The organism is Acinetobacter lwoffii (assembly GCF_024129435.1).
GTDB classification, from domain to species: Bacteria; Pseudomonadota; Gammaproteobacteria; order Pseudomonadales; family Moraxellaceae; genus Acinetobacter; species Acinetobacter lwoffii_F.
Map to the genome: position 1 here is coordinate 112,625 of NZ_JAMXXN010000005.1, position 12,785 is coordinate 125,409.

The 12,785-nt window shown below is 43.4% G+C and carries 9 protein-coding genes; all 9 read left to right on the forward strand.

Features of this window, described 5'->3' with window-relative positions:
• Nucleotides 1–704 precede the first annotated feature (704 nt).
• Nucleotides 705–1,103 carry a succinate dehydrogenase, cytochrome b556 subunit gene (gene sdhC, locus NI455_RS05050; RefSeq protein ID WP_004279430.1) on the forward strand — a complete coding sequence of 133 codons (399 nt, stop codon included), beginning with the start codon at nt 705–707 and terminating at the stop codon, nt 1,101–1,103.
• A complete protein-coding gene (gene sdhD, locus NI455_RS05055) occupies nt 1,103–1,468 on the forward strand; it encodes a succinate dehydrogenase, hydrophobic membrane anchor protein (RefSeq protein WP_004279431.1) in 366 nt (121 codons plus the stop codon). The genes sdhC and sdhD overlap by 1 nt, the downstream gene beginning before the upstream one ends.
• A 12-nt stretch (nt 1,469–1,480) precedes the next feature.
• Nucleotides 1,481–3,379, forward strand: coding sequence for a succinate dehydrogenase flavoprotein subunit (gene sdhA, locus NI455_RS05060; protein WP_253112788.1), 1,899 nt, complete (start codon nt 1,481–1,483; stop codon nt 3,377–3,379).
• A 14-nt stretch (nt 3,380–3,393) separates the two neighbouring features.
• Entirely contained in the window at nt 3,394–4,104 is a 711-nt protein-coding gene (locus tag NI455_RS05065) for a succinate dehydrogenase iron-sulfur subunit (protein WP_004279433.1), read from the forward strand.
• Between the two features lie 822 nt (nt 4,105–4,926).
• Complete coding sequence (locus NI455_RS05070) at nt 4,927–7,749, forward strand: 2-oxoglutarate dehydrogenase E1 component (RefSeq protein WP_004279434.1); 2,823 nt, start codon at nt 4,927–4,929, stop codon at nt 7,747–7,749.
• A gap of 18 nt (nt 7,750–7,767) precedes the next feature.
• Entirely contained in the window at nt 7,768–8,982 is a 1,215-nt protein-coding gene (gene odhB / locus NI455_RS05075; RefSeq protein ID WP_004279435.1) for a 2-oxoglutarate dehydrogenase complex dihydrolipoyllysine-residue succinyltransferase, read from the forward strand.
• A gap of 99 nt (nt 8,983–9,081) precedes the next feature.
• Nucleotides 9,082–10,512, forward strand: coding sequence for a dihydrolipoyl dehydrogenase (gene lpdA, locus NI455_RS05080; protein ID WP_253112791.1), 1,431 nt, complete (start codon nt 9,082–9,084; stop codon nt 10,510–10,512).
• Between the two features lie 170 nt (nt 10,513–10,682).
• Nucleotides 10,683–11,849, forward strand: coding sequence for an ADP-forming succinate--CoA ligase subunit beta (gene sucC / locus NI455_RS05085; protein WP_253112793.1), 1,167 nt, complete (start codon nt 10,683–10,685; stop codon nt 11,847–11,849).
• A gap of 13 nt (nt 11,850–11,862) precedes the next feature.
• Nucleotides 11,863–12,753, forward strand: coding sequence for a succinate--CoA ligase subunit alpha (gene sucD, locus NI455_RS05090; RefSeq protein ID WP_253112796.1), 891 nt, complete (start codon nt 11,863–11,865; stop codon nt 12,751–12,753).
• Nucleotides 12,754–12,785: the final 32 nt, after the last annotated feature.

A 12,785-nucleotide genomic window follows, 5' to 3' on the forward strand; every position in this document is an offset into this window, starting at 1 on the left:
GAAAATAGTGAAAGATTAAGGTGAGCATGCTTAAAACTATATAAATCTCATAACTTACATCGTTTTTGCCAAGCTGAATTTAACAGGTAGAATTATAAATAAAAGCAATTAATTGAATTTTGAATATGGTTCAATTGATTAAAAAGTAGCTTAATAAATGGCCAGTTTGGCAGCAAAGGTAAGCAGTATAAAAATAAATGAATGATTTTTTGAATCTAAATGCTTCAAATCGATTGAAAAACCCATCGTGTGGTGTACTAAGTCGCTATTTAACATCAGGTTATCTGAATCACTGTGCTGCTGAATTGGGGCAATTGGTCTGTTAAATCTAGACACTTGATTTAAATCTGAATTAAAAAGAGATTTAAATAATATTTGTGATGGAACTGTGCATCTTTAGTCTAAAACTCAAACATGATCCTGTAGGCTGAAAACCGAGTAAATTAATCATCTTAATTATTTAAAAACAATCATATAGATAGGAATTGAAAGGGTGGAATAATATATAAAGTCTGACTTATTGTTGTTAATGATTCTTATTTAATGGTTTTTTATCCAAAAAGCCAAATTCAGCCGTTTGTATTTTAATAGTTCACGTTTTATAATTCAGTGTCGTTTTGATTTTAGGCATGTATTTGCCTGAGAATGCCAGCTTTCCTTCGAATTAATTCCAACAAACTCCGGATGGAGTTTTTACTTACAGGATGCCCGCTGTGAAAAGCAACAGACCTGTCAATTTGTCCATGGGTCAAGTTTTAGAAGTAAACTTAAAATCACCCGTGGCTATTGCATCAATTCTACACCGTCTTTCAGGTGTTATCGTATTCTTACTCGTACCGGTCCTTCTATGGATTTTAGACAAGTCATTGTCTTCGCCTGAAGGTTTTGCGCAAGTTCAAGAAATCTTTAACGGTTTCATTGTTCGCTTTATTGTATGGGTATTTGTCGCCGGCATGATTTTTCACTTTATTGCGGGTGTTAAGCATTTACTTGCTGACATTGGCGTTGCTGAAGAACTAGAAAGTGGCCGTGTTGCATCTACTATCGCATTAATCTTGTCTGCAATCGGTATTGTTGCAGCATTTGTATGGATCGTACTCTAATGAAAAGCGCTACTGGTTTAACAGGTTCAGGTTCTCGCGATTGGTTTCTCCAACGTGTCAGTGCTGTAGTTCTAGCTGTTTATACCGTTGTTGTACTGGGTTGGATTCTACTGAATGGTGGTTTCAACTTTGAACAGTGGTACGGCTTTATGATGACAGTTCCAATGAAGATCATGTCTTTGTTGGCGGTCTTATCTCTTGTTGCACACGCATGGATCGGCATGTGGCAGGTATTCACGGATTATGTGACTACTCGTCAAATGGGTCCTTCAGCTTCAGGTTTACGCCTTGTACTGACTTCAGCAGTGATCATTGCTGTACTTGCATATGCAATCTGGGCGATCCAGATTTTTTGGGCGAATTGATAGGAAACAATCATGGGCGCTATAAACCCTAAAGAAGATTACACAAATATTCCGCACGAAACTTTCGATGCTGTCATCGTTGGTGGTGGTGGTTCAGGTATGCGTGCGTCTTACCAACTTGCTCAAGCTGGTTTGAAAGTTGCGGTTCTGACTAAAGTATTCCCAACTCGTTCGCACACTGTTGCAGCGCAGGGTGGTATTGGTGCATCTCTTGGTAACATGCAAGAAGATAACTGGCACTACCACTTCTACGACACAGTGAAAGGTTCGGATTGGTTAGGTGACCAAGACGCAATCGAGTTCATGACTCGTGAAGCGCCTCAAGTGGTTTATGAGCTTGAACACCTAGGTATGCCATTCGACCGTAACGCTGACGGTACAATTTACCAGCGTCCATTCGGTGGTCACTCAGCAAACTACGGTGAGAAAGCTGTGCCACGTGCATGTGCTGCTGCCGACCGTACCGGTCACGCACTTCTTCACACGCTTTATCAAAGCAACGTGAAAATGGGCACTCAGTTCTTCGTAGAATGGATTGCGCTTGACCTGATCCGTAACGAAAAAGGCGACGTTCTTGGTGTTACAGCAATTGACCAGGAAACAGGTAAAATTGCAGTATTCCAGGCGAAAGCGACATTGTTTGCTACTGGTGGTGCTGGTCGTGTTTACCGTGCATCTACAAATGCTTATATCAACACTGGTGACGGTCTTGGTATGGCTGCTCGTGCAGGTATTCCATTACAAGATATGGAATTCTGGCAATTCCACCCAACGGGTGTTGCGGGCGCAGGCGTATTGTTGACTGAAGGTTGTCGTGGTGAAGGTGCAATCCTTCGTAACAAAGACGGCGAACCGTTCATGGAACGTTATGCACCAACTTTGAAAGACTTGGCGCCACGTGACTTCGTATCACGTTCTATGGACCAAGAGATCAAAGAAGGTCGTGGTTGTGGTCCTAAAGGCGATTACATCCTGCTTGATATGACGCACTTGGGTGCTGACACGATCATGAAACGTCTTCCATCTGTATTCGAGATTGGTAAGAAATTCGCGAACGTTGACATCACTAAAGAGCCAATTCCTGTAGTACCAACAATTCATTACCAAATGGGTGGTATTCCAACGAATATTCATGGTCAAGTGGTTGTTCCTGAGTCTCGTGAAACTGAAGCGCTTGTTGCTAACTACAATAAAGACACCGACGTTTACTCTACAAATGCCGAAGGTCGTGACTTCACTAAACCAGTGAAAGGTTTCTATGCAATTGGTGAGTGTTCATGTGTATCTGTACACGGTGCAAACCGTTTAGGTACGAACTCACTGCTTGACTTGGTGGTATTTGGTAAGGCGGCAGGTAAACACATCATTGAATATGTGACTAAACATCACGGTGATGAGTACGAACCACTTCCAACAACTGTGCTTGAAGAAACTGTTGAACGTATTCGTAAACTTGACGAATCGACTACAGGTGAGAATGCTCAAGAGGTTGCTGATGCAATCCGTGACATCGTTCAAGACCACGCTGGTGTATTCCGTACATCTGCGCTTCTAGATGAAGGTGTGAAACAGATTCTTGCAATTGAACCGCGCGTACGTAACATTCACTTGAAAGACAAATCTAAAGTATTCAACACTGCACGTATTGAAGCACTAGAAGTTGAAAACTTGTATGAAGTTGCAAAAGCAACGCTTATTTCTGCGGCTGCTCGTAAAGAGTGTCGTGGTGCGCATACGGTTGTAGATTTTGAATTGTCACCAGATCATCCTGAATACCCATATGGTCGTCGTGATGATGAATGGATGAAGCATACTCTTTGGTTCTCTGCGGATAACCATCTGGAGTACAAGCCAGTTCGTTACCGTCCATTGTCGGTTGATGCGATTCCACCTAAACCACGTACATTCTAATCAGGAGAATTCAGATGAGTAGAGGTACTCGTACATTTCATATCTACCGCTACGATCCTGATAAGGATAAAGCACCGTACATGCAAACTTTCAAACTTGAACTGACTGACAAGCACCGTATGTTGCTTGATGCGCTTCTTGCATTGAAAGTACAGGACGAAACTTTAACGTTCCGTCGTTCATGTCGTGAAGGTATTTGTGGTTCTGATGGCGTGAACATCAATGGTAAAAACGGTTTGGCGTGTCTTTGGAACCTGAACGACTTACCAAATGAAATTACTGTTCGTCCATTGCCTGGTCTTCCTGTAGTGAAAGACTTGGTGGTTGATATGAACCAGTTCTATGATCAGTACAACAAGATCCATCCATTCTTGATCAACAACCAGCCTGCGCCTCCTAAGGAACGTTTACAGTCTCCTGAAGAGCGTGAGCATCTTGATGGTCTATATGAATGTATTCTATGTGCATGCTGTTCAACTTCATGCCCGTCATTCTGGTGGAACCCGGACAAGTTCTTGGGTCCTTCAGCATTGTTGAACGCTTACCGCTTCATTATTGACTCGCGTGATACGGGAACACAAGAGCGTTTGGCTCGTCTAGACGACCCGTTCTCATTGTTCCGTTGTAAAGGCATTATGAACTGTGTATCTGTATGTCCTAAAGGCTTGAACCCAACTAAAGCAATCGGTCACATCCGTAATATGCTTTTAGATATGGCAGGCTAATAGGCTGCTCTTCGCAGTTTAGAAAAAAGCACACCTTCAGGTGTGCTTTTTTTATGCAAACTATTGGAAAAATTAAAAAATCATAGGATAAAAATAAAGATACTATACTTAAAATGTATAAAGTTGAGTGAAACAGTCAGGAAAAGGGTAATGGCTTTGAGCGCCATATAAGAAGAACATGTGATTATTTTGGGTATTTATGATTTTTAGATGTAAAACTGACCTGAAAAATAGCAAGAACGATGTTATTATATAACGGAAATTTAAGGAGGGAGTGGATTGAAAGGTTTGCTCTCTTTTTATTTATCGGAAATGCTTAGGACTTAAGTCTACATTGAATCTATTTTTGAGATAAAGCACCATATATTAGAGTAAAATATCTGAACTGTATTTAGCCAATTTATGGAAGGTATGTGTCAAAAAAATCAATTGAAAAGTTGAGAACATGTTAGCATTTAGCCCATGACTATGTTTAAAAAATGCCACGCCAGGTACATTTTTTAAACACTGCATAATCAGGGACTGGTATATAAAAGGTAGACCCGAGTCGCTTTAGAAAAAATCTTTGTTAATGCTTGCTTTTTTCTAAGTCGATTTGCAAAAAATTGCCCGGTTTCGATCGGGTATTCAATGAGTGATGATGCCGCTGAGGGGCGTTATTGTTCATTAAACATATCAAGATTTTCTTGGTGTGGTGATAACGCCTCATGGCTTATGCCTTATGGGGGACTAGTATCATATTACCAATTTGATGCTAATAATCCTGGGTTTTGCTTAAAAAGCATCCTGAAAATGTTTTTGCAATAGGAAATGGGTCCACAAATGCAAGAAGTTGCTGACGCTCTGCGTCTTGACACTGAACTTTCCGCTGATAGTGCAGCGTATATTGAAGAACTTTATGAGCAGTATCTGACTGCTCCAGACTCAGTGGGTGCTGACTGGAGAGCGTACTTCGATAAATTCCCAAAAGGTGATCAACCACACAGTAATGTACGTGAGCAATTCCTACTTTTAGGTCGCAATTCAAGCCGTATTCAGCCTATTGTTCAGTCGACAGTCAGCTCAGAGCATGAACGTCGTCAAATTGGCGTGCTACAGCTGATTGCTGCGTACCGTAACCGTGGTCACCAGAAAGCAAAACTGGATCCATTAGGTTTGGCGAAGCGTGAAGTTGTGCCTGATCTAGATCTTGCTGCGCATGGTTTGACTCAGTCTGACTTAGACACAGTATTCAATACTGGTAACTTGGCGATCGGTAAAGAAGAAGCGACTTTGGCTGAAATGGTTCAGTCAATGGAAGCCACTTACTGTGGTTCAATCGGTGCTGAATACATGCATATCGTGGACACCAAAGAAAAACGTTGGATTCAACAACGTCTAGAAAGTGCACGCGGTCAATATGGCTTCAATGCTGATCAAAAGAAACATGTCCTTGAGCGTTTAACTGCGGCTGAAGGCCTAGAAAAATATCTTGGTAATAAATTCGTTGGTGCCAAACGTTTCGGCGTTGAAGGTGGTGAAGCATTCATCCCGATGGTCAACGAAATTATTCAGCGTGCAGGTTCTGTAGGCTGTAAAGAAGTTGTGATCGGTATGCCTCACCGCGGCCGTTTAAACCTTCTTGTTAACATCATGGGTAAGAACCCGGCTGACCTGTTTGGTGAGTTCGAAGGTAAGTCTATTCACAAGAAAGGTTCTGGTGACGTTAAGTATCACCAAGGCTTCTCTTCAAACGTGATGACTCCAGGTGGCGAAGTTCACTTGGCATTGGCGTTTAACCCGTCACACCTTGAAATCGTTGGCCCTGTGGTTGAAGGTTCAGTACGTGCACGTCAAGTACGTCGTAAAGACATTGGCGGCGATGACGTATTGCCACTAATCGTACACGGTGATGCTGCATTTGCAGGTCAGGGCGTTAACCAGGAAACTTTCCAGATGTCACAAACTCGCGGTTATACCGTGGGTGGTACAGTGCACATTGTAATTAACAACCAGGTTGGTTTCACGACGTCTGATCCACGTGACGCACGTTCTACAGAATACTGTACTGACATCGCAAAAATGATTCAGGCACCGATTTTCCATGTCAATGGTGATGATCCTGAAGCTGTGGTGTTCATTTCACAATTGGCACATGACTTCCGTCATACCTTCCGTAAAGACGTTGTGATTGACATGTTCTGCTACCGTCGTCGTGGTCATAACGAAGCGGATGAGCCAGCTGCAACTCAACCAATGATGTATCAAGTGATTAACAAGAAAGCGACCACGCGTACGCTTTATGCGGACCAACTGGTACAACAGGGTGTTCTTGATCGCGCAAGTGCAGATCAGATGGTTGAAAACTACCGTGCCGACCTGGAAGCGGGTAATCACGTTGCCAATGCACTGGTACTTGAACCAAACAAAAAAATGTTTGTGGACTGGACGCCTTACTTAGGTCATGAGTACACAGACGAGTGGGATACAACTTTCCCAATCGAACGTCTGAAAGAACTTGGCAAGAAAATGCGTGAGCTTCCTGAAGGCTTCGTGATGCAGCGTCAAGTTGCAAAAGTAATTGATGACCGTCTGAAAATGCAAACGGGTGAAATGCCTCTGAACTGGGGTGCTGCTGAAACTCTGGCGTATGCAACTGTACTAGATGATGGTTACTTGCTTCGTTTAACGGGTGAAGACGTAGGTCGTGGTACTTTCTCACACCGTCATGCAAAACTGCATAATCAGGTAGATGGTTCAACTTATCTTCCACTGTGTAACCTGAAAGAAAACCAGCCGCGTACTGCAATCTATGACTCTTTGTTGTCAGAAATGGCTGTATTGGCATTTGAATATGGTTATGCGACGACTCTTCCTAAGAGTTTGATCATCTGGGAAGCACAATTCGGTGACTTCGCAAACTGTGCACAGGTTGTCATTGACCAGTTCATCTCATCTGGTGAAACCAAATGGGAGCGTGTATGTGGCTTAACTATGCTTCTTCCACACGGTTTTGAAGGTCAAGGTCCAGAACATTCATCTGCACGTTTGGAACGTTTCTTGCAGCTATGTGCTGAAGACAACATGCAAGTCATCACACCGACTACGCCTGCGCAGATTTTCCACGCATTACGTCGTCAAGCGATTCGTCCAATCCGTAAGCCATTGATTGTTACTTCGCCGAAATCTTTACTTCGTCACAAGCTTGCTGTATCTAGCCTTGAAGAGCTTGCAAACGGTACATTCCAAACCGTGATTGATGAAGTAGACAACATCAACAAGTCAGATGTAACCCGTCTGGTTTTGTGTGGTGGTAAGGTGTATTACGACCTAGTTGAAAAACGTCGTGAAAAAGAATTGAACAACACTGCAATTGTACGTATTGAACAATTATATCCATACCCAGAAAAACGCCTGGCAGAAGTGCTTGCGCAATATCCAAACGTTAAAGAACTTGTTTGGGCGCAAGAAGAACCGAAGAACCAAGGCGCTTGGTTGTTCATCGCACCGCGTCTATATGACGACGTGATGAAAGCGGGTAAACAAGTACGTATTAGCTATGCAGGCCGTGAAGCTTCTGCTGCACCGGCATGTGGTTCACCATATTTGCATGCAAAACAACAAGCTCAGCTCATCAACGACGCGCTTGCGATCGACGCTGAATAATCCAGGAGATTCTAAGTAATGGCAACCGAAATTAAAGCACCGGTATTCCCAGAGTCAGTTGCGGACGGTACGATCGCAACTTGGCACAAACAACCAGGTGAAGCAGTGTCACGTGATGAAGTGATCTGCGATATTGAGACTGATAAAGTTGTTTTAGAAGTTGTTGCTCCTGCAGACGGTACACTTGCATCTATTATTAAAGGTGAAGGCGATACTGTTCTTTCAGCTGAAGTCATTGCACAGTTTGAAGAAGGTGCTGTTTCTGGCGCTACGCAAACTCAAGCAGTTCAGTCTGAAGAGAAAGTTGAACAAGCTGCTGCGCAAACTGAAGCGGGTAATGCACCGATCGTTGAACGTCAACAAGTACAGGATCAGGCTCCAGCAGTGCGTAAAGCATTGACTGAATCTGGTGTTGCAGCTGCTGACGTTGCAGGTACAGGCCGTGGCGGTCGCATCACGAAAGAAGATGTGGCAAATCATCAAGCGAAACCGGCAGCACCTGCAGCGCAACCATTAAGCGTTGCAGTGGGCGAGCGTATCGAAAAACGTGTTCCTATGACTCGCCTTCGTAAGCGTGTTGCTGAACGTTTACTTGCAGCGACTCAAGAAACTGCAATGTTGACCACGTTCAACGAAGTGAACATGAAACCAATCATGGAAATGCGTGCTCAATACAAAGATGCATTCGAGAAGCGTCATGGTGCGCGTCTTGGCTTCATGTCATTCTTCGTTAAAGCAGCAACTGAAGCACTTAAACGCTATCCAGCGGTAAATGCTTCAATTGATGGCGATGACATCGTGTATCACGGTTACTACGACATCGGTGTTGCAGTTTCATCTGAGCGTGGTCTAGTGGTTCCTGTTCTTCGTGATACAGACCGCATGAACTATGCTGAAGTTGAAAACGGCATCCGTGCATATGCTGGCAAGGCACGTGACGGTAAACTGGGTATCGAAGATATGACTGGCGGTACATTCACTATTACTAATGGTGGTACTTTCGGTTCATTGCTTTCTACACCAATTCTAAATACACCACAAACTGCGATTCTGGGTATGCATAAAATCCAGGAACGTCCGATGGCGGTGAATGGTCAAGTAGAAATCTTGCCAATGATGTACCTTGCACTGTCTTATGACCACCGTTTAATCGATGGTAAAGAAGCAGTCGGTTTCCTTGTAACAATCAAAGAATTGTTAGAAGAGCCAGCGCGTCTGATCCTTGATCTGTAATTTATTCATTAAAAATCTCCCCTAACCCCTCTTTAAAAAGAGGGGAAGATCCCCCTTTGGAAAAGGGGGATTAATAAGGGGGATTAGTTGGAGATAAACATGTCTCAATTCGATTTAGTCGTAATTGGTGGTGGCCCGGGCGGCTACGAAGCAGCAATTCGTGCAGCTCAACTTGGTTTTAAAGTTGCGTGTATCGAAAAACGTATTCATAAAGGTAAACCATCTTTAGGTGGTACTTGCTTAAACGTCGGTTGTATCCCGTCTAAAGCTTTACTTGATTCTTCACATCGTTATGAAGATACAGTTCAACATCTAGATGACCATGGTATTACGACTGGTGAAGTTAAATTCGATCTTTCTAAAATGCTGGCTCGTAAAGACAAAGTTGTAGATCAATTGACTGGCGGTATCGATCAGTTACTTAAAGGTAATGGCATCGAGTGGTTAAAAGGTACGGGTAAACTGCTTGCAGGTAAAAAAGTAGAATTTGTTTCTCACGAAGGTGAAACTCAAGTTTTAGAGCCTAAATATGTGATTCTTGCGACGGGTTCTGTACCAGTAAATATTCCAGTGGCTCCTGTAGATCAAGACTTAATTGTTGATTCTACTGGCGCGCTTGAATTCCCAGAAGTACCTAAGCGTTTAGGTGTAATTGGTGCGGGCGTGATCGGTCTTGAGCTTGGTTCTGTATGGCGTCGTCTTGGTGCTGAAGTTGTTGTATTTGAAGCAATGGATGAATTCTTACCAATGGCTGATAAAGCATTGGCAAAAGACTTCCAAAAACTGTTGACTAAGCAAGGTATGGATATCCGTATCGGTGCAAAAGTTGCAGGTACTGAAATCAATGGTCGTGAAGTAACGGTTAAATATAACCAAGCTGGTGAAGACAAAACTGAAACTTTCGATAAATTGATCGTTTGTGTCGGTCGTCGCGCATATGCTGAAGGTTTATTGGCTGATGATTCAGGCATTAAATTGACTGAACGCGGTTTGGTTGAAGTCAACGATTGGTGTGCAACTTCAGTTGAAGGCGTATACGCAATTGGTGACTTGGTACGTGGTCCAATGCTTGCGCATAAAGCAATGGAAGAAGGCGTAATGGCGGTTGAGCGTATTCACGGCCATGCTGCACAAGTGAACTATGACACCATTATTTCTGTAATTTACACACATCCGGAAGCGGCGTGGGTAGGTTTAACAGAACAGCAAGCGACTGAAAAAGGTCACGAAGTTAAAACGGGTCAATTCGGTTTTGCTGTGAACGGTCGTGCTTTAGCTGCGGGTGAAGGTGCCGGTTTCGTGAAGTTTGTTGCTGATGCAAAAACGGATCGTTTACTCGGTATGCACGTGATTGGACCTGCTGCGTCTGATATCGTTCACCAAGGTATGATCGCGCTTGAGTTTGTATCTTCAGTTGAAGATCTTCAGTTGATGACTTTCGGTCACCCGACATTCTCTGAAGTGGTACATGAAGCTGCACTTGCAGTTGATGGGCGTGCGATTCACGCGATCCAACGTAAGCGTAAGTAATTCGAAAAAAGAGCGACTTAGGTCGCTCTTTTTACATTTCATGGTTGTTTTTATTGGAACAATCATCTAAAAATAAAGATAACGATTTTAAGAAATGCTGGTACTGCTTTGACGGACGTCTGGGTGCTGGTGGGTCATAACAAAGTAAAGAAGCAATAAAAGGTTATTCAATGAATTTACATGAGTATCAAGCGAAAGCGTTATTAAAAAAATATGGTATGCCTGTACAGGAAGGAATACTGGCCACCAATGCCGATGAAACGGTACGTGCTTTTGAACAGCTAGGTGGTAAATTCGCTGTATTGAAGGCTCAGGTACATGCTGGTGGTCGTGGGAAAGCCGGCGGTGTTAAAGTGGTGAAATCGGCTTCTGAAGCTGCTGAATATGCCAATCAGATTCTTGGTTCACGCTTGGTGACTTATCAGACTGATGCCAATGGCCAGCCGGTAAATAGTATTTTAGTTTCTGAAGATGTTTATCCGGTTGAGCGTGAGTTGTACCTGGGAGCTGTGGTGGATCGCTCAACGCGACGCATCACCTTTATGGCATCGACAGAGGGCGGTGTTGAAATTGAGAAAGTGGCCGAAGAAAGCCCTGAAAAAATTATTAAAGTTGAAGTTGATCCTTTAGTAGGTCTGATGCCATTTCAGGCACGTGAAGTTGCTTTTGCTCTTAAACTCAAAGATGGGCAGATCAATCAATTTGTTAAGGTCATGACAGCTGCTTATCAGGCATTTGTAGATAATGATTTTGCGCTTTTCGAAATCAATCCGCTGTCCGTACGTGAAAATGGTGACATTCTCTGTGTCGATGCCAAAGTCGGAATCGATTCAAATGCCTTGTATCGTTTACCAGAAGTGGCTGCACTACGTGATAAGTCTCAGGAAAATGAACGTGAGCTGAAAGCCTCTGAGTATGATCTGAACTATGTCGCCTTGGAAGGTAATATTGGTTGTATGGTCAATGGTGCTGGTCTTGCCATGGCAACCATGGACATCATCAAGCTCTATGGCGGTCAACCGGCTAACTTCCTCGATGTGGGTGGTGGTGCGACCAAAGAGCGCGTGATTGAAGCTTTTAAAATTATTCTGGCAGATCATTCTGTGCAGGGTGTATTAATCAATATTTTTGGTGGAATTGTACGTTGTGACATGATTGCTGAAGCCATTATTGCAGCGGTTCAGGAGGTAAATGTAACCGTTCCTGTGGTTGTTCGCCTCGAAGGCAACAATGCGGAACTGGGTGCAAAATTACTGGATGAATCAGGTTTGAAATTGATTTCTGCACATGGTCTTGCTGACGCTGCAGAAAAAATCGTTGCTGCTGTAAAAGCTTAAAGGGGTATTGATCATGAGCGTATTAGTTAATAAAGAAACTAAAGTATTGGTACAGGGCTTTACAGGTAAAAACGGTACATTCCATTCTGAACAGGCTCTGGCCTATGGTACCAAAATTGTCGGTGGTGTAACCCCAGGTAAAGGTGGTCAAACCCATCTAGAATTGCCTGTATTTAATACCATGCGTGAAGCAGTAAAAGAAACTGCTGCAGATGCTTCGGTGATTTATGTTCCGGCACCTTTTGTACTGGATTCTATTGTTGAAGCCATCGATTCGGGCATTGAGTTAATTGTGGTGATCACTGAGGGTGTACCGACCATCGACATGCTCAAAGCCAAACGTTATTTGGAAACCAATGGTAATGGTACACGTTTAATCGGACCAAACTGTCCGGGCATTATTACGCCGGGTGAATGTAAGATCGGAATTATGCCGGGTCATATTCATCAGCCAGGCAAAATCGGCATTATCTCGCGTTCAGGCACATTGACTTATGAAGCTGTAGCACAAACGACGAAACTCGGTCTAGGTCAGTCGACCTGTATCGGTATCGGGGGTGATCCAATTCCTGGCATGAACCAGATTGACTGTTTGAAACTGTTCCAGGACGATCCGCAAACTGAAGCAATTATTATGATTGGTGAAATTGGCGGTACTGCAGAAGAAGAAGCAGCAGAGTATATTCAATCGAATGTCACCAAGCCGGTTGTAGGTTATATTGCCGGTGTAACTGCGCCGAAAGGTAAACGTATGGGACACGCAGGTGCGATTATTTCAGGTGGTAAGGGTACAGCAGAAGAGAAGTTTGCTGCATTTGAGCGTGCGGGTATGGCCTATACGCGCAGCCCAGCTGAGCTTGGTTCGACCATGCTGCAAGTGTTAAAAGATAAAGGTTTGGTTTGAAATCCAAAGTAAATCTGTAAAAAAGCTCCCAT

Excerpts from the sequence above, each read along its gene's own strand:
- sdhC (WP_004279430.1), top strand. The coding sequence starts at position 705 with ATGCCCGCTGTGAAAAGCAACAGACCTGTCAATTTGTCCATGGGTCAA.
- sdhD (WP_004279431.1), top strand. The coding sequence starts at position 1,103 with ATGAAAAGCGCTACTGGTTTAACAGGTTCAGGTTCTCGCGATTGGTTT.
- sdhA (WP_253112788.1), top strand. The coding sequence starts at position 1,481 with ATGGGCGCTATAAACCCTAAAGAAGATTACACAAATATTCCGCACGAA.
- NI455_RS05065 (WP_004279433.1), top strand. The coding sequence starts at position 3,394 with ATGAGTAGAGGTACTCGTACATTTCATATCTACCGCTACGATCCTGAT.
- NI455_RS05070 (WP_004279434.1), top strand. The coding sequence starts at position 4,927 with ATGCAAGAAGTTGCTGACGCTCTGCGTCTTGACACTGAACTTTCCGCT.
- odhB (WP_004279435.1), top strand. The coding sequence starts at position 7,768 with ATGGCAACCGAAATTAAAGCACCGGTATTCCCAGAGTCAGTTGCGGAC.
- lpdA (WP_253112791.1), top strand. The coding sequence starts at position 9,082 with ATGTCTCAATTCGATTTAGTCGTAATTGGTGGTGGCCCGGGCGGCTAC.
- sucC (WP_253112793.1), top strand. The coding sequence starts at position 10,683 with ATGAATTTACATGAGTATCAAGCGAAAGCGTTATTAAAAAAATATGGT.
- sucD (WP_253112796.1), top strand. The coding sequence starts at position 11,863 with ATGAGCGTATTAGTTAATAAAGAAACTAAAGTATTGGTACAGGGCTTT.